Origin of the sequence: Nocardia sp. NBC_00508 (genome assembly GCF_036346875.1) — a bacterium.
Taxonomy (GTDB): Bacteria; Actinomycetota; Actinomycetes; order Mycobacteriales; family Mycobacteriaceae; genus Nocardia.
In genome coordinates this window covers 2054639-2070844 of record NZ_CP107852.1, presented here as the reverse complement: position 1 = coordinate 2070844, position 16206 = coordinate 2054639, and the positions used below count along the sequence as shown (strand labels likewise).

Here is a 16206-nt window from a genome sequence, read left to right as displayed (position 1 = left end):
GGTGAATGCGAGCAGCACCTTCCCCCGAGGAAATTCGCACGCGCAATCTCGCCACGCTGCTGCGACACGTGCACCGCGGCGGCGCCGTGTCGCGTGCGACCCTCGCTGAACGAATGGGGTTGAACCGCAGCACCATCCTCGCCCTGACCACCGACCTGGCCGCCGCGGGTTTGGTGAGCGAGGAGCTGCCCGGCCAGACCGGGCGGGCGGGCAGGCCGTCTCTGGTGGTGCGGCCGCAAGAGCAACGCGTGTACGTCGTCGCGCTCGACGTCGGCGCGGACCGGCTCGCCGCCGCACGGGTCGGGCTGGGCGGCGCCGTGCTCGATCGCACCGAGACCGCCCGCCCCCGCGGCGCCTTCGACCCGGAGGACGTGATCGCCGCACTGGTGGCGATGGCCCGCACGATGATCGATGCGGCGGCAGCGGATTCGGTCTGCGTCGGCGTCGGCGTCGCGTTCTGCGGCATGGTCCGCGAGGAGGACGGCGTCGTCCGGTACGGGCCCAACATCGGCTGGGTGGACGTCGCGTTCGGCGCGAAGATGACCGAGCAACTCGATCTCGGGCTCCGGGTCGCGGTCGGTAACAACGCCAACTTGGGCGCGCTGGCCGAACGCGAACGCGGGGTGGGCGAGGGCCTGGCGAACCTGATCTACCTGCATGGCGACGTCGGCATCGGCGGCGGCATCATCATGAACGGCGAGCTGCTCGGCGGCGAAGGCGGCTACGGCGGGGAGGTCGGGCATATGATCGTGAACCCGGGCGGGCGGGCCTGCGCCTGCGGTTCCCGCGGCTGCTTCGAGGCCGAGGCGGGCGAACTCGGGTTGATCGCGGCGGCAGGTCGTTCCGATCCACCGGGACAGGCGGCGGTCGACGCCATCGTCGAGGCCGCCGCGCGCGGTGACGCCGCCGCGCGGGACGCGCTGCACCAAATCGGCGAATGGCTCGGCTACGGCGTCGCCAATCTGGTCAACATCTTCAATCCGTCGATGGTGGTCTTCGGCGGCGTACTGCGCGAGATCTACCTGGCCGCCGCGGCGCAGGTGCGCAGCCGGGTGGCGGTGAACGGCCTGCAAGCCGTCCGCGAACGGGTCCGGTTGCGCACCAGCGCACTCGGCGGCGACGCGACCCTGATCGGCGCCGCGGAACTGGCTTTCACCGATGTGCTGACCGATCCCTTGCAGACACTGGTCCGCACCGCCGCCGCTCGCGCTTGACGACAGCTTCGTGATCGGGTCAGCCGCCGAGCGCCACCGGAAGCGCGACCAATCCATGGGCGCGCCACGAGTCGCGGTAGGTCAATTCGGACTCGGGGACGGTGAGCCGTGCCTTGGGATATCGCGCGAAGAATTCCGGGACGACGGCGTCCACGATGAGGTCCGCGGTCTGCGCGCCGAGACAATAATGCGGTCCGCGACCGAACATGAGGCTCGGCCTGCCCGCGCGGGCGGGATCGGAATCGGCGCCGAATATCGAGAGCAGGACGGTGTCGCCGCGGGAGATGGTCTGGCCGCCGACAGTCAGCTCGGTCACCGCGAAACGGCGGATGGCGAACGGGAGGGGATTGGCTCGCTCCATCAGGTCGCGGCGGCGGGCTGGCCAGTCGGCCGCGGTGACGCCCCCGGAGCCGAGCAGGGTGGCGATCAGATTGCCGCACAGGTGTACCGCGTTCTCCAGTCCGGCCAGCATCATCAGGAACGCGAGCGAGACCAGTTCGTCCTCGGAAAGCGTCCGGGCGTCGTCGGCGGCGCACAGCCATTCGCTGATCAGATCATCGCCCGGCCTGGCACGTTTCGCGGCGACCAGATCGGTGAAGGTCGTGGTCAGCCAGCCGATCGCGGCGACGAGCCGCCGTCCGGATTCGGGCGACGCCGCGTCGAACGTCACCATGGACGTGGCGGCGTCACGCAGGCCGGGATGCAGATCTGCTGGTACACCGAGTAATTCGCCGATGACCAAGGCGGGCACCGGAAGACACAGGCGGTCGAGCAGATCGACCGCTTCGCCCGGCGCCTCGTCCAGCGCGTCGAAGGTCCCCTCGGCGATCCGGCGCACAAGGGGCCGCAGGTTCGCGGCCGCGCCGCGGGAGAACGCGGGCCCGGCCAGTCGTCTGATCCGGCCGTGTTCGTCGCCATCCATGTTGAGCAGATTGCGGTCCAGCGCGGGTGGCAGCGCGAACCCCGCGTAGCCGCCGCCGGAGCGCCGCTTGTCCAGGCTGAGCCGTTCGTCGGAGAGCAGGGCGGCAACCTCGTCGTATCCCGCGACCACCCAAACAGGTTGTCCACCAGGAAGTTCGGCCTGCCGGACCGCACCGCGCCAGCCCGCGTGCTCGTCCCACCGTTCCCGCGCCGCCGTCCGGATCGTCCGCACCATCACCAACCTCACTGCCGCCGTCTTCGTAGAATAGGCGGCTGCCTCGCCTTCGCTCGGCCCGGCGCGGGCTACGGACGGACTTCGTCCGACTGCGTTTGTTCATGCGGCTGCCTCGCCTTCGCTCGGCCCGGCGCGGGCTACGGACGGACTTCGTCCGACTGTGTTTGTTCATGCGGCTGCCCGTCGTCTTCGCTCGGCCCGGCGCGGGCTACGGACGGACTTCGTCCGGCTGTGTTTGTTCATGCGGCTGCCCGTCGTCTTCGTTCGGCCTTGGGCTGGCTATTGACGGACTTCGTCTGATTGTGTTTGTTCATGCGGCTGCCGTCGTCTTCGCTCGGCCCGGCGCGGGCTACGGACGGACTTCGTCCGGCTGTGTTTGTTCATGCGGCTGCCCGTCGTCTTCGTTCGGCCTTGGGCTGGCTATTGACGGACTTCGTCTGATTGTGTTTGTTCATGCGGCCGCCGTCGTCTTCGCTCGGCCTGGGGCTGGCTACGGACGGACTTCGTCCGAAGCTGTCTCCGGCTTCGCTCCCACGCCCGGTGTGCTGCTGGCGGGCTGCGTCCGACTGTGCCGGTATGCTGCGCTTTCGAACCTGTGCAGGCTGTGTGCGCTATTCGCCTGCCTGCGGCTGCACTGTTGCTCGGCGCGGGTGTCGAGTGAACAGGGCGTATTCGGCGGTCGTGTTCAGCTTGTGCTCGCGCCGGACACCGACAGGTGCGTCGCGAGCAGGCGCACGCGTACTCGCTGTTCCTCGGTGGTCTCGTCGGGATGGTGGATCTCGATGCTCAGCCGGTCGTCGAAGGTGCTGATGATGATGGTGCCGCTCGGCTGCTGGAGCCGGTGGCCGGTCTTATCCGGCTTGCCGAGCATGATCGAGCGGAAGTCGGTGACCCGCAGCGCGTCCGGCACCCGGGGCCTGCACACCCGGCCCCAGTTGGTGGCGAGCACGATGCCCGGCGCGCGTGGCGGGGGACCCGCGGCGATTTCAGGGATGTGCAGCGGGGTCTGCTGCACGATGCCCGAGCCGAGTCCGTCGCGTAACGCATCGCTGATGGCACGAGCCAGCTCGACCAGCGTCGCGCCGGGCGTGGGAACGAAATTCGCGAAGCCGAGGACGTTGGTGCCCTCGGTCATGCCGATCGGCGGCCGCACCCGGGTGCGCAGGTCGACCGAGTAGGTGTAGCTCAGCTCGGTCAGCGACAGGCCGCGCAACTCGGCCTCGGTGAGCAAAATCGCGGCGGAGGCGAGCCCGTTGATCGTAGTCTTCTCCCGGTGCCCGAGTTCGATCAGCGCCGCGGTCTGCTCCCGGGTCAGCCTGCAGCGGGCCGTGCGGGGCAGCAGGTAGTCGAGATCGTCCGGGCCGCAATGGGTCTGGGCGACACCGGCCGCGCGGGGCGGCAGCGCTGGTGTGTCGATCTTCTCGACGCCGCGTTTGCGCAGGAGGTCTTCCACCGACCCCGGGAATCCGTGCGGGGCCAGCTCGGGCAGGCAGCCTCGGGTGAGATCGGTGTAGCAGGACCACAGCTCGGCGAATACGGCCAGCGAATGACAGGCATCCGCGATGCTGTGGTGAGTCACCAGGGTGACGCCCGCGTTGGCGCCGTCGCGTACCACGCACAGGGTCCCGAGCATTCTGCGCTGATCCAACCGGGCGCCGGTGAGCAACCGTTCGGGATCACCGTCGGTGACCGAGATCTCCGGCGGCGAACCCGGCGATTCGAGTAGCAGATGCCCGCCGTGCTCGTCCGATTCCAGGCGGGCGCCGAGGATCGGGCGGGCACGGACCACGGCCTCGAACGCGGCGGACAGCGCGGTGAGATCCAACCGACCCGTCACTCTGATCGAATAGCCGACGAGGACTTCGCTATTGGCGAAGATCGCCTCGCTCGGCGCCAGCGGACGGATGACGGTTGCTGCGGTCATGTCGCTTCCTCCACCTGAGCCTGTCCCAGAGGCTAGCCCGAAGCCAGGACGCGCCAGGCTCTTCGGCACCCTCACCTTGGCCCTCTATCGGCGAATCCGCAGCCGCTGTTTCGTGTCGTTTCCGCAACGACACGTGCTCGCGACCCGGGCCCCCACGCTGACGCCCGCGGGTAGCTGAGGCGGACCCGCGCCGGTGGTTCGGCGGTAGCGGCATGGCCCCGGATGCGCAACGTCGGTTGCGCGGGGGCGGTGTGTGATCGACAGTGGTTGTCGAGTTACGGGGTGCGGCGACGGGAGGCCACTATGGACCGCGCGGATGTGGTTGTCGTCGGCGCAGGCTACGCCGGATTGTGCGCGGCGCGAGCGGTGCGGGCGGCGGGGCGCGAGGTCGTCGTTGTGGAAGCCGCCGATCGGGTCGGCGGCCGGACGCTGACCGCACGGGTCGGCGACGGATGGGCAATCGACCTCGGCGGACAGTGGATCTCGGGAGCGCACACCAGCTTCGCCGCGCTGGCCGAGGAGTACGGCGCCCTGACGTATCCGCCACCGGCCGGGGTCGACCTGCTGGTCGAAGGCGTGGTCCGGCGGCGGTTCACCGGCGCGCGTCCGCCGCTACCCACACTCGTCCTGGTGGTGCTGGCCCAGGCCATGTGGCGACTGGAACGGATGGCCGCCCGCGTCGACCTCGCGCGCCCGTGGACCACGCCGGGCGCGGATCGCCTGGACGCGATGACCGCGGCGACCTGGTTGCGCCGGAATCTGCCCGAGCGGCGCGCTCGGCACCTGGCGGAGGTGATGATCGGCGAAGAGTTGTGCGTCGACGTCGGAAGCATCTCGATGCTCGGCTTGCTGACCACGATCCGCTCGGCCGGTGGCGTCGAAGCGGGGATCACGGCCGAGACGGTGACCCGGCTGTTCGTCGAAGGGGCCGACGGGCCCGCGCTGGCCATGGGGGTGGAATTGGGGCGGGCGTTGCGTCTCGGTGCGGCCGTCACGTCGATCCGGCAGCAGGCCGATGGGGTCCGGGTGGGCGGTGAGTTCGGCGAAGTGCACGCCGAGCACGTGATCGTCGCGGTGCCGCCGGTCATGGCCGGGCGCATCTCCTACGATCCGCCGCTGCCCGCGGCCCGTGACCAACTGACCCAGCGCATGCCGATGGGGTCGGTGCTGAAATCCTTCGCGGTCTACGAGCGGCCGTTCTGGCGTGACGACGGGCTCACCGGCCAGTCGCTGAATCCGCACGATCCGGTGCCGGTGACCTTCGACGCCACCCGCCCGGGCGGGCCCGGCGTGCTCGGCGCGCTGGTGCCCGGCCGTGCGGCCCAGCGGCTCGCCGCGCTACCCGCGTCGGAGCGACGCGCCATGATCGTCGGATCGCTCGTGCGCGCGTTCGGCCACGCGGCCCGCGATCCGATCGAGTGGCACGAAAAGGTCTGGGCGGAGGACCCATACGCGCGCGGTGGTTACGGCGCCTTCTTCCCCCCAGGTGTGCTGACCACTTTGGGTTCGGCTCTGCGGCAACCGATCGGCGCGATCCATTGGGCGGGCAGCGAAACCGCCACGGAATGGTCGGGCTACATCGAGGGCGCGATTCGCTCCGGCGAGCGGGCAGCCGCCGAAGTGCTGGCACTACGTCGATCCGTGACCGGGGCGTGATCGGCCACGTAGCCCGAATGCTGGCTCGGGTCGGCCCCGAGGGACCAGAATGAAGGGGTGTTCCAGCGGATCGTGGTGGGCTACGACGACTCACCCGGCGCCCGAGCCGCCTTGACGATGGCGCTCGACTTGGCGGCGGTGCACCGCTGCGCGCTCACCGTGGTGGCAGTCGAAGAGTTTCTGCCGCACTACGGTCCGGTGGTCGGCGAGATCGAGGACGAACGCTCGATCGGAGAGCAGACTTGCCGCCGATGGCTGAACACCGCCGCCACGGCCGCCGAACAGCGCGGGATCCCGGTGCAGGCGGAGATTCGCGCGGGTCAGGCAGCACGGGAGCTGGCCACCGCGGCCGAGGACCATGATGCCGACCTGCTGATCCTCGGGCGCAGCGGACACTCGGGCATCTGGGGCCGGTTCATGGGCAGCACCGCAGAGAAGGCCGCCCGGCACGCGGGCTGCTCGGTTCTCGTCGCGCACGAGGGCGTCCGACCGGCCGAGCAGCGGTGACCGTGCGCGGCGGTGCGGCTACCCGGAACAGCCGCGGCATTCCGCCCGCCGACAGTCCTACTCCGAACAGCGCCGCATCGTGCGTATAGGAGACCTGTGTGCCTGAACTGACCGAGCACCCGATCGAGACCCGTGCGCGTCGCACCCGATGGCGCGAACTCTGGGGCATGCACGGCACTGCGCTGCTGGTCGTCGCCGCGGGCGGCGCGCTCGGTGCGCTGGCTCGTTATGGAATCGCACAGTGGCTGCCGGTCCATTCCGGTCGATTCCCGTGGGCCACCTTCCTCACCAATGTCAGCGGTTGCTTTCTGATCGGCGTGCTCATGGTGGCGGTCACCGAGATATGGGCGGCGCATCGGCTGCTGCGCCCGTTCCTCGGCGTGGGTGTCCTCGGCGGATTCACCACCTTCTCCACCTATGCCAACGAGATCCGCGCTCTGCTTCGGCCCGGCACGCTCGCTGTCGCGTTCGCTTACACGACGGGCACAGTGATCTGTGCTCTGTTTGCCACGGCTGCCGCGATGTGGTTCACCCGGGCCGGCTACGAGCGCCGGCGCCGCGCGCGGGTGCGGTCGGCATGAGCGTCGGAACGCTGCGCGGTAGCTCGGGTAGCGACCGAGAGTCCGGCCATGCCGCGGAGGGGACAGCGTGAACGTGCTGCTCGTCGTCTTGGGCGGCGCGTTAGGGGCGCCGCTGCGCTACCTCATCGACCGGGCGGTGCAGGATCGCCGCGACAGCCTGTTCCCATGGGGAACGTTCCTGGTCAACCTGATCGGTTGTCTCGTGCTCGGCGGGCTCAGCGGCGCGGGGACCGCGCTGGCGACGCCGCTGTTCGCCTGGCTCGGCACCGGATTCTGCGGGGCGCTGACGACCTACAGCACCTTCAGTTACGAAACCGTGCGGCTGGCCGAGCGCGGCGCCTATTTCTACGCGGCGATGAACGTCGTGGTCAGCGTGATTGCCGGGTTGGCCGCCGCCATGTCCGCGTATGCCGTGGTGCATGCCATGCTCGGCTGACGATGCCATAGCGGCGCAGGCGTGCGGCCGCTCGCGCCACGGTCGTCGAGGACGGCGGCGTGGCGGCATTTTGCGACGTGATCCAGCTCACTGTGTCTGTCCACCGCGAGCCGGTCACGGTGAGTTAAGCTACCGAACAGATGCAGTTATGCGCATACATTTCAGTGACGCGAGAGGGGTTGGGTCGATGGGACACGAGCACGGGCATGGTCACGCCCACGGACACGGGGTGTCCGGTAACGCCGACCGCAGGTGGCTGACCGTCGCGCTCGCTCTGATCGCCGGATTCATGGCGGTAGAGGTTGTGATCGGTGTGCTGGCGAACTCGCTGGCGCTGCTGTCCGACGCGGCGCACATGCTCACCGACGCGGCGGCCATCGTTCTCGCGCTCGCCGCCATCCGGCTCGCCGCCCGTCCCGCGAAGGGCAAATACACCTACGGCTACAAGCGCGCCGAGATCCTTTCGGCGCAGGCCAATGGTGTCACGCTGCTCGTGCTGGCGGGCTGGCTCAGCTATGAAGCCGTGCGGCGGCTGCTGGAGCCGCCGGAGGTCACCGGCGGACTCGTGCTGGTGACCGCGTTGGCGGGTGTCGCGGTCAATATCGCGGCCACCTGGGCGATCAGCAAGGCCAACCGGTCGAGCCTCAACGTCGAGGGAGCCTTCCAGCACGTGCTCAACGACCTGTACGGATTCATCGCCACCGCTGTGGCCGGCCTCGTCGTGCTGACCACCGGATTCGCCAGGGCGGACGCGATCGCCACGCTGGTCGTGGTGGCGCTGATGGTCAAGGCGGGGCTCGGCCTGGTGCGCGAATCCAGCCGGATCTTCCTGGAGGCGGCCCCCGCCGGTGTCGATCCGGACGTGCTCGGGCGCAGGCTGGTGGACATCGAGAGGGTCGACGAGGTGCACGACCTGCACGTCTGGCAGATCACCTCCGGTGACATCGCGCTGTCGGCGCATGTGCTGGTCCGCCCGGGCGCCGACTGCCACGGGCTGCGCCAGCGGATCGAGCGGTTGCTCGACCACGACTACGGCATCACCCACACCACGTTGCAGGTCGATCACAGTCACGGCGTCACCGCCTCTGCGGCAGCGGACGCGCAGCGCCTCCTCCCGGTGCTGGACGGCCACTGCGACGATGCCCACGGACCGGTGCACCGCGACCGCCCGTCGTCCGCGGCGCGGATCAGCGCGCCCTGACCTACTGCGCGCCACGCGCGTGGACTATGGCGGGCGGAATATCGCGCAGCACCGGAAGACGTTCGAACAGCGGCAGACTCACCGCGAGCGGCCCCCGGGAAGGTCCGTAGGATGACACGTTCACCTCGGCCACCCGCGGGCTCCACTCACGCAGGAGTCGCGCGACCCGGCTGCGCCGGATGCCCCACGGCATCGGGGGAGCGGTGTAGTGCGGCGTTTTGCGAAAGCCCTGCATGGTCTTCTGGGAGAACCACGGCGGGATGACGTCGAACATCAGCTCGACGCCGGGCAGTCGGTCGAAGATCGTGGCGCACAGCCGCCGCACCTCGCTGGGTTCGAAGTACATGAACAGCCCCTGCGCCGTGATGAAGACGCCGCGGTCGGCGTCGACTTCGTCCAGCCAGGCCAGGTCGAGTGCGCTGATCGGAAGGTGGCGACAGCGCGCGCTCGGTGGCAGGAACCGTTCCCGCAGCGCGATGCCTTCGGGGACGTCTACGCACAACCAGTGCACTTGTCCGTCGTCGCACCGCTGGAACTGGGTCTCCAACCCGGAGGCGAGTTCGACGACGGTCCCGCCGGGGTGCGCCGCCAGCCATGGGCGCAGCGCTTGGTCGAACCGCAGCGACCGCACCGCATGCGTGCCGTCGGGAGCGCCGAACGCCCGCTCGTAGTCGTAGTCGAGCGCGTCGAAGATCCGGACGCAGTCCGGGTCGCGCAGGATGCCGTCCGCTCGTTTCGCTTCCGACGCCCGGTTGTAGAGCGTCCACAGCATGGTCTCCGGGACTCCCGCCAATTCGACGTTCGTGCCCATGATTTCGTCCTCTCCGGCCGTGAACGCTTCTTCTAAATTTAGCCTAACCTAATTTATCTGGAAAACGATCCAGACGAGGGAACGGCTGCTCGGACTCCACCAGGTAGGCCAGCTCCAACAGGGTGCGTTCATTGCCGCGGGTGGCCGCGAACTGGACGCCGACGGGGAGCCCGGCCGCGGTGAGGCCCGCCGGAACCGTGATGGCGGGCGTTCCGGTGATGTTGTTGATCGGGGTGAAACAGACGTAGGCGCGCAGCCGGTCGATCAGTTCGTCGAACGGCACCGTCGGGCTGAGATAACCGAGTTCCGGGGTCGTGTGGCCGAGCGCTGGAAGCAGCACCGCGTCGTAGGGCCCGAGCGCCCGTTCGTAGGTGGTGGCCGCCGCGCGTAACCGGTAGAGCGTCAGCGGCGCGTGCAGGGCTCGGCGCAGGAACAGGCCGCGCAAGCCGACGGTGAGGTCGTCTACGCGGCGCGCATCGAAGCGGCGATCGAGCAGCTTTCCGGTCGTGGTGATCGCCGCCGCGAGCAGCCCCCAGTAGTGCAGGAAGGCATTTTCGATCGCCACGTCGAACGGCAGCGGCACCACCTCGACCGAATGTCCGCCGGATTCGAGGGTCCGGGCGACCTTTTCGACCGCATCCCGGGTCGGACCGGCCGCGAGCGGTCCCGCGATGTTGTCGAGCACAAGTGCGATCCGCATCCGCCGGGTTGTGGGTCCCTCGACATGGCCGATCGGCCGCAGCGCGGGGTTGCGCCAATAGCGTTCGGCCGCCGCGACGTACGCCGCCGTGTCGCGCACCGTTCTGGTCAGCACTCCCTCGCTGATGATATCGATCGGCAACGTGCGAGCCAGTCCGGACACGACATGCCGTCCGCGGCTCGGCTTCAAACCGACCAATCCGGCGCAAGCGGCCGGGATGCGGATCGACCCGCCACCGTCGTTGCCATGCGCGATCGGGACGACGCCCGCCGCCACCAGTGCGGCAGCCCCGCCGGACGACCCGCCCACCGAAAACCCGGTGTGCCACGGATTGCGCGTGGGCGGGCCGTGCGGAGGCTCGTTGCTGGCGTTGAAGCCGAACTCGGGCATGGCGCTCTTACCGAGGACGGTCATGCCTGTGCTGAGGAACTGCCGGGTGTAGCCGCTGTGCGCCCGGGCGGGCAGGGCGCGGAAGGCCGCGGTGCCCTGATTGGTCGGCATGCCCGCGACGTCGGTGTTGTCTTTCACGAAAGTGGGCACGCCATGCAAGGCGCCGGTCCGCTGGGCAGCAAGCAGCGGTTTCGTGTAGCTGGGGTAGGCGACCGCGGCCAGCTGCTCGACCTGCTGGGCGCGGGCCGCCGCGGCGGCCGCGAGTTCGCCTGGCGAGACCGCTCCGTCGCGCACCAGTGCGGCGAGGGCGATCGCATCGTGATCGCCGAGCGCGTCATCGCCGAAGGCGTGGACGCGCGTGGGTAGCGGAATATGAGCGTCGGCGGTCATGTACCGAATCTAGTGTGTGCACCAGGCAGTACGTCCAGATGAGAAAGGACCGCAGGTGCCCGCGACACAGCCCGATCCGCTACCACCCAAGGCGCGTGTCGGCCCGCAGCTGTTCGCCCTGCCAGCTGTCGGCAGACGGTGGAGCCCAGCGCTGCGCGCCGCGGTGGCGTTCGCCGTGCCAGGCGCGCTCGTCACCGGTCTCGGCCGCCCCGACGCGGCGGTGTTCGTCCTCTTCGGCGCCTTCGCTGCGCTCTACGGCGAGGGACGGCCGTTCCGGCTGCGCGGCCGGGTGGTGCTGGCGGCCGGTCTGGCGCTGCTCGCCGCGTGTGGCCTGGGTGGGCTGGTCGGCGGACTGCTCACCACCGGATTCGCCGCTTCGCTGGTCGTGGTGGTCGTGGTGTCGGCGATCGCGGTGTCGGCCGTTTTCGTGATCGACGCGCTGCGGCTCGGGCCGCCGGGCGCGCTGTTTTTCGCGCTGGTCTGCGCGGGCGCAGTGAAAGCCGTGGAGTCGGGCACGTCGCTGGTGACACTGTTGACCTGCACGGCGTGCGGTGTGCTCGCGTCGATCGTCGTTTCGATGGCCGGCGTGTTGCGTGATCACCGCAAACCCGAACGCATGGCGGTCGAGGCCGCGGTGCGCGCGGTCGACGCGTATGTCGCGGCGCGGGAGGCGGGCGGATCCGCTATCGATCTGCGCCACCGGGCGGGCGACGCGATGGCCGACGCGTGGGCCGCGGTCTACGACGGCGGCTTGCCGAGCGACCCTGGGGAAGCGAAGCTGCTGACCGCCCTGCAGCGTGCGCGGCACCGGCTCGCCGGGCACGCTCCCGCCGGCAACACCGATGACCTGCTGGTCGACCCGTTGGTCTCGTTCGCCCGTCCGAGCGTCGGCTTCCGGCTGCGGCGTTCCTTGTCCTTCTCCTCGCATGCGGCGATCAGCGCGATGCGCGTCGCGGCGGGCTGTCTGGGCGCAGGCGCGCTGAGTGCATGGCTCGGTCTGGAGCGACCGCACTGGGCGGTGCTCAGTGCGCTGATCATGTTGCAGACCGGGCCCGATCAGGTGCGCGGGCAGGTGCGGGCCATCCATCGTTTCGTCGGCACCCTCGTCGGCCTCGGACTGTTCGCGCTGATCTACCAACTCGCGCCGACCGGATACGCCCTGATCGTGCTGATCGCCGCACTGCAGTTCGGCATCGAGCTGTTCGTTTCGCGCAACTACGCGCTGGCCGTCGTCTTCATCACCCCGGTCGCGCTGATCGCGAGCGGGGTCGCCACCACGGACGGGCCGATCGGGCCGGTGCTGCGGGATCGGTTGGTGGAGACCGTGCTCGGTGTCGCGGTGGCGGTGTTCGCGCTGTACTGCGTCGTGCCGCACGGGCATAGGCGCACTTTCCAGTGGATGGAACGTCGCGCGCTCGCCGACGCACGCACCCTGCTCGACAGGCTGCGCCGCAAGCCGATGGACACCGCGGCGTGGGTGCTGGTCCAGCGGTTGCAATTCGAGTTGGTCGGGGTGGTCCGCAGCGGTATCGACTCGGCGACCGACGACCCCGAATGGACCCGTGGACACTGGCCGGAGCATGCCGTCCTCGCGCATTTCGGTCATGACCTGCTCGCCGCCTGCTGGGTACTGCAGCCGGGCGAGCGGCTCCCCGACGTGGACGGGTGGGCAGACCGCCTGGAAGCGGCCCGGCTCGAGCCGGGCGCGGCGAACCGGTTGCCCGCTAGGCGGTACCTCCGCCTTCGCTCCGGCCGTGCGCGGGCTGAGGACGGACTACGTCCGACAGCGCCCATTAGAGTTCGGCGCATGCACGACAGCGTGACGGTCCGGATGGCTGCACCGGCCGAGAAGATCTGGGAGCTGGTCAGCGATATCGAGAACACCGGGCGGTTCAGTCCCGAGACGTTCGCCGCGGAGTGGCTCGGTGGCGCCACCGGCCCCGCGGTGGGGGTGAAGTTCCGCGGGCACGTCAACCGCAATGGCTGGGGCCTGAGGTATTGGACCGTGTGCCGGATCGTCACCTGCGAGCCCGGTCGCGAGTTCGCGTTCACCGTGCTCGGCCCGCGCGGCATGCCGGTCATCACCTGGCGCTACGTTCTCGAGCCGGTGGACGGCGGCACCGACGTGACCGAGTCGTTCCAGTTGCACGACAACCCGGCGCTGCGGCTGTACTGGCTGGTGGCCGGATGGACGCGCGGCAAGACGAACGTCGAGGGCATGCGCGAGACACTGAACCGGATCAAGGCCGTCGTCGAATAGCCTCCTCGCACAAAGCCGTCCGGCGTGGCTCAGGTGGCGCACCTAGGCTCGATAACCATGAGTGCTCCTGTGTTCCTCGTACTCGGTGCCGGTCCCGGCATCGGGCTGTCGGTTGCCCGCTTGTTCGCCGATGACGGCTTCGCCACGGTGCTGGCCTGCCGCTTCGACGACGAGGCCGAACCGCTGGCGGAGCAGTTGCGCGGGCAGGGATTCGACGCGGAAGGCGTCGGGGTGGACCTGACCGATCCCGCCGACGTGGGCCGGGTGGTCACCGGGGTGGGCGAACGCCATGGCCGCATCGACGTGCTGCACTTCAATCCGAGCATCTTCCGCCAGGCCGATCCGCTGCAGTTGTCGGTTCCCGAGCTGATCGAGGACTTCACCGTCGGCGCCGCGGCACTGCTACCTGCCGTCCGAGCCGCGCGCCCCTTCCTGTCCGACGGCGCCCGCGTGCTGGTCACCGGGAGCGCGGCCGCCGACAAGCCGGGGCATCAGGCCGCCTCGCTCGGCGTCCAGAAGGCGGCGGTGCGCAACCTGGTGACCAGCCTCGACACCACACTGGCGCCCGCGGGCATCCGCGCTGTCGCGGTGCAGATCAACGGCGTGCTCGGCGAGGGGGCGTTCACCCGGGACCGGGTCGCCGCGGCGTTGCATGCGGCGGCTACCCGCCCCGCTGACGCATGGACGCCGCACGTCTCCTACGACGGCTGAATCCCGTCCACCTGGGACGCCCGCCAGCTGGATCAGGCAGGTGCGCCCACACAGATGACGTGTTCCCGGTAGTGCGGCGGCTCGGCGGGCAGCGAGAGTGAGTCGACCCGTGGTGCGAACCGGGTCAACGCCGGTCGCGGCTATCGCGGCCGGATCGCCGCGAATTCGATCGGCAGTTGCGCTGGCCCACGCAGATTGACGTGTTCCCGGTAGCGCGGCGGGTGCGTGGGCAGTGCTGTGGATTCGACGCGTTGTGCGAAACGGGTCAGCGCGATTCGCGCCTCCAAGCGGGCCAGCGGAGCGCCGACGCAGAAGTGGGCCCCGAGTCCGAAGGCCAGGTGGCGGTTGTCGCGTGCCGGGTCGAATCGGTCGGGGTCGCCGAATACCGCTGGATCGCGGTGTGCGGCGGCGATCAGGAGCACCACCAGATCGCCGCCCTGGATGTTCATGCCGCCGATGGTCAGGTCATCGGCGGCGATACGCGGAATCAGCTGAACCGGCGGGTCGAAGCGCAGCGTCTCCTCGACCACGCCCGCCGCCCGGTCCGGGTCCGCGCGCAGTGCGGTGAGTTCGTCCGGCCTGCGCAGCAAGGCGAGGGTCGCGTTGGCGATCAGATTGACCGTGGTCTCATGTCCCGCGACCAGCAGCAGCGCGCACGTCGAGATCAGTTCCGCGTGGGTGAGCACGTCACCGGCGTCCTCGGCCGCGATGAGTTCCGACAGCAGATCGGGGCCGGGCGCGTGGCGGCGGCGCTCGGTGAGTTCCTCGAAGTAGGCGTGCAATTCGGTTCCGGCGCACTGAATCTCGGCTGGGTCGGCGCGGAACTGAGGGGCCGCGCGGGAGGTCGGGTCGAGGGTGCGGGACAGCAGCGCGGACCAATTGCTCAGCCGCGCTTCGTCTTCCAACGGCACGCCGAGCAGTTCGCAGATCACCGTCACCGGAAGCGGGTAGGCCAAGTGGTCGACGACGTCGAATGTCCCCGCGTGTGCGCGTTGATCGAGCAGATCGTCGACGATCTCGGTGATCCGCGGCTCCAGTCGCCGCACGACGCGCGGGGTGAACGCCTTCGACACCAGTCGGCGCAGGCGGGTGTGGTCGGGCGGGTCGAGGAACAGGAACGAGGGTTTCGCCTGTGCCGCACCGTCTTCGCGCGTTCCGTCGTAGATCGGCATCGAACCGAGTTGCAGTCTGGCCAGCGACCGGTCGACGCTCGCCCGCGGATCGCGCAGCATGGCGGCGCAGTCGTCATAGCGGGCCAGCACGACCACGGGTGCGGTGCCGATCCGGAACGGACCGGATTCGCGCAGCCGCGCGAGGAGGGGGTACGGGTCCGGCCGCACCGCCGGGTCGAGCAGCCGCACGTAGTCGTCGGTCGGGTGGTTGGTGGTCGTCATCGACACTCCCAGCTGTCCGGCCCGGAGTCGGCGCCGGGCTTAACGGTATTATTCAGATACCGTCGGTAGGAATGCAATACTGGGTCGGGATGCGAAGATGTCGCCATGACACTCCGGCGCCCGGTCGACGATTCGGTCACTCGCGTCGTCGAACTGCTCGGCGACCGGTGGACCATCCTGCTCATCGCCGAGGCGTTCTTCGGGGTGCACCGCTTCAGCGATTTCGCCCGCAACATCGGCATCACCAACCGCAACCTGCTCACCAGCCGTCTGCGCATGCTGATCGAGGCGGGCATCTTCACCCGCACCGATCACGGCGGCGGACGCGTCGACTACCACCTCACCACCGCGGGCCGTGAGCTCTATCCCATCGTGATGGCCATGATGGTCTGGGGCGACAACCATCTGGTCGGGCCGGAAGGCCGCCCGATCGTCCTGGAGCACCGCATCTGCGGGCACGAGACCTCACCAGTGCTGGTCTGCGACCACTGCCGCGAACAACTCGACCCGCGCGACGTCGAACCCAAGGCGGGCCCCGGCTTCCACCAACCGCCGGGCGCCGAACAGGCCGGTTAGCCGGGGTGTACGCCGCCGGAGCGGAACCGCCTGCGGTGCGCTGGAATCGATCCGCGCTCAGTCCAGCATGCGAAAGAAGGCCTCGGCCAGATAGAACGGCAGGAGGACGTAATACAGCAGCATCGCCATTGAATCGGCTCCGATCATGAACGCGGGTCCCACGCCGTGCCGCCGTGGGTACGTCGCAAGATGGGAGACCGAGTGGTCTCGCGAGTGCAGGAGGCTAGTGCAGGCGCCGGGTGTCGGCAAGACCGATCAGCGGGTCGCCCGGTGGCGTACGTGCGACCACCGCGGCGCGG

The 16206-nt window shown here is 69.4% G+C and carries 14 protein-coding genes and 1 pseudogene; 10 read left to right on the top strand and 5 right to left on the bottom strand.

The window, feature by feature from the left end:
- Positions 1-5 precede the first annotated feature (5 nt).
- Entirely contained in the window at positions 6-1214 is a 1209-nt protein-coding gene (locus OHA40_RS09300; RefSeq protein ID WP_330232656.1) for an ROK family transcriptional regulator, read from the top strand.
- Between the two features lie 19 nt (positions 1215-1233).
- Here OHA40_RS09300 and OHA40_RS09295 read toward each other — a convergent pair whose 3' ends face one another.
- Together OHA40_RS09295 and OHA40_RS09290 are read right to left on the bottom strand one after the other, a co-directional pair.
- Positions 1234-2370, bottom strand: a complete 1137-nt coding sequence (locus OHA40_RS09295) for a cytochrome P450 (protein WP_330232655.1) — start codon at positions 2368-2370, stop codon at positions 1234-1236.
- 685 nt (positions 2371-3055) lie between these two features.
- Positions 3056-4294, bottom strand: coding sequence for a phthiocerol/phthiodiolone dimycocerosyl transferase family protein (locus OHA40_RS09290; protein ID WP_330232654.1), 1239 nt, complete (start codon positions 4292-4294; stop codon positions 3056-3058).
- A 303-nt stretch (positions 4295-4597) separates the two neighbouring features.
- Between OHA40_RS09290 and OHA40_RS09285 the strand changes: the two genes are divergently transcribed.
- The 5 genes from OHA40_RS09285 (at position 4598) to OHA40_RS09265 (ending at position 8675) form a co-directional block, all read left to right on the top strand.
- Positions 4598-5950: a flavin monoamine oxidase family protein gene (locus OHA40_RS09285; protein ID WP_330232653.1), complete on the top strand. Its 1353-nt coding sequence runs from the start codon at positions 4598-4600 to the stop codon at positions 5948-5950.
- Positions 5951-6007: 57 nt separating this feature from the next.
- Positions 6008-6457, top strand: coding sequence for a universal stress protein (locus OHA40_RS09280; RefSeq protein ID WP_330232652.1), 450 nt, complete (start codon positions 6008-6010; stop codon positions 6455-6457).
- A 98-nt stretch (positions 6458-6555) separates the two neighbouring features.
- On the top strand, positions 6556-7038 hold the full coding sequence (gene crcB, locus OHA40_RS09275; RefSeq protein WP_330232651.1) for a fluoride efflux transporter CrcB: 483 nt from the start codon (positions 6556-6558) through the stop codon (positions 7036-7038).
- 67 nt (positions 7039-7105) lie between these two features.
- Entirely contained in the window at positions 7106-7474 is a 369-nt protein-coding gene (gene crcB, locus OHA40_RS09270; RefSeq protein ID WP_330232650.1) for a fluoride efflux transporter CrcB, read from the top strand.
- Between the two features lie 187 nt (positions 7475-7661).
- Positions 7662-8675 carry a cation diffusion facilitator family transporter gene (locus OHA40_RS09265; RefSeq protein ID WP_330232649.1) on the top strand — a complete coding sequence of 338 codons (1014 nt, stop codon included), beginning with the start codon at positions 7662-7664 and terminating at the stop codon, positions 8673-8675.
- 1 nt (position 8676) lies between these two features.
- Here the strand turns inward: OHA40_RS09265 and OHA40_RS09260 are convergent, their stop codons facing one another.
- Positions 8677-9486, bottom strand: a complete 810-nt coding sequence (locus tag OHA40_RS09260; RefSeq protein WP_330232648.1) for a class I SAM-dependent methyltransferase — start codon at positions 9484-9486, stop codon at positions 8677-8679.
- A 43-nt stretch (positions 9487-9529) separates the two neighbouring features.
- Entirely contained in the window at positions 9530-10966 is a 1437-nt protein-coding gene (locus OHA40_RS09255; RefSeq protein ID WP_330232647.1) for an amidase, read from the bottom strand.
- A gap of 577 nt (positions 10967-11543) precedes the next feature.
- Here OHA40_RS09255 and OHA40_RS09250 point away from each other — a divergent pair.
- From OHA40_RS09250 to OHA40_RS09240, 3 genes and pseudogenes are all read left to right on the top strand, one after another.
- A pseudogene (locus OHA40_RS09250) lies at positions 11544-12257 on the top strand (FUSC family protein); the annotation flags it as partial.
- Between the two features lie 516 nt (positions 12258-12773).
- Complete coding sequence (locus tag OHA40_RS09245) at positions 12774-13226, top strand: SRPBCC family protein (protein ID WP_330234104.1); 453 nt, start codon at positions 12774-12776, stop codon at positions 13224-13226.
- 57 nt (positions 13227-13283) lie between these two features.
- A complete protein-coding gene (locus tag OHA40_RS09240) occupies positions 13284-13937 on the top strand; it encodes an SDR family NAD(P)-dependent oxidoreductase (RefSeq protein ID WP_330232646.1) in 654 nt (217 codons plus the stop codon).
- Positions 13938-14077: 140 nt separating this feature from the next.
- Here OHA40_RS09240 and OHA40_RS09235 read toward each other — a convergent pair whose 3' ends face one another.
- Positions 14078-15331, bottom strand: coding sequence for a cytochrome P450 (locus OHA40_RS09235; protein ID WP_330232645.1), 1254 nt, complete (start codon positions 15329-15331; stop codon positions 14078-14080).
- A gap of 105 nt (positions 15332-15436) precedes the next feature.
- Between OHA40_RS09235 and OHA40_RS09230 the strand changes: the two genes are divergently transcribed.
- Entirely contained in the window at positions 15437-15907 is a 471-nt protein-coding gene (locus OHA40_RS09230) for a winged helix-turn-helix transcriptional regulator (RefSeq protein WP_330232644.1), read from the top strand.
- The last annotated feature ends 299 nt before the right edge of the window (positions 15908-16206 follow it).

Coding starts and splice junctions, on each gene's coding strand:
- OHA40_RS09230 (WP_330232644.1), top strand. CDS start 15,437: ATGACACTCCGGCGCCCGGTCGACGATTCGGTCACTCGCGTCGTCGAA.
- OHA40_RS09255 (WP_330232647.1), bottom strand. CDS start 10,966: ATGACCGCCGACGCTCATATTCCGCTACCCACGCGCGTCCACGCCTTC.
- OHA40_RS09235 (WP_330232645.1), bottom strand. CDS start 15,331: ATGACGACCACCAACCACCCGACCGACGACTACGTGCGGCTGCTCGAC.
- OHA40_RS09265 (WP_330232649.1), top strand. CDS start 7,662: ATGGGACACGAGCACGGGCATGGTCACGCCCACGGACACGGGGTGTCC.
- OHA40_RS09295 (WP_330232655.1), bottom strand. CDS start 2,370: ATGGTGCGGACGATCCGGACGGCGGCGCGGGAACGGTGGGACGAGCAC.
- OHA40_RS09240 (WP_330232646.1), top strand. CDS start 13,284: ATGAGTGCTCCTGTGTTCCTCGTACTCGGTGCCGGTCCCGGCATCGGG.
- OHA40_RS09245 (WP_330234104.1), top strand. CDS start 12,774: ATGCACGACAGCGTGACGGTCCGGATGGCTGCACCGGCCGAGAAGATC.
- OHA40_RS09290 (WP_330232654.1), bottom strand. CDS start 4,294: ATGACCGCAGCAACCGTCATCCGTCCGCTGGCGCCGAGCGAGGCGATC.
- OHA40_RS09285 (WP_330232653.1), top strand. CDS start 4,598: ATGGACCGCGCGGATGTGGTTGTCGTCGGCGCAGGCTACGCCGGATTG.
- OHA40_RS09260 (WP_330232648.1), bottom strand. CDS start 9,486: ATGGGCACGAACGTCGAATTGGCGGGAGTCCCGGAGACCATGCTGTGG.
- OHA40_RS09300 (WP_330232656.1), top strand. CDS start 6: ATGCGAGCAGCACCTTCCCCCGAGGAAATTCGCACGCGCAATCTCGCC.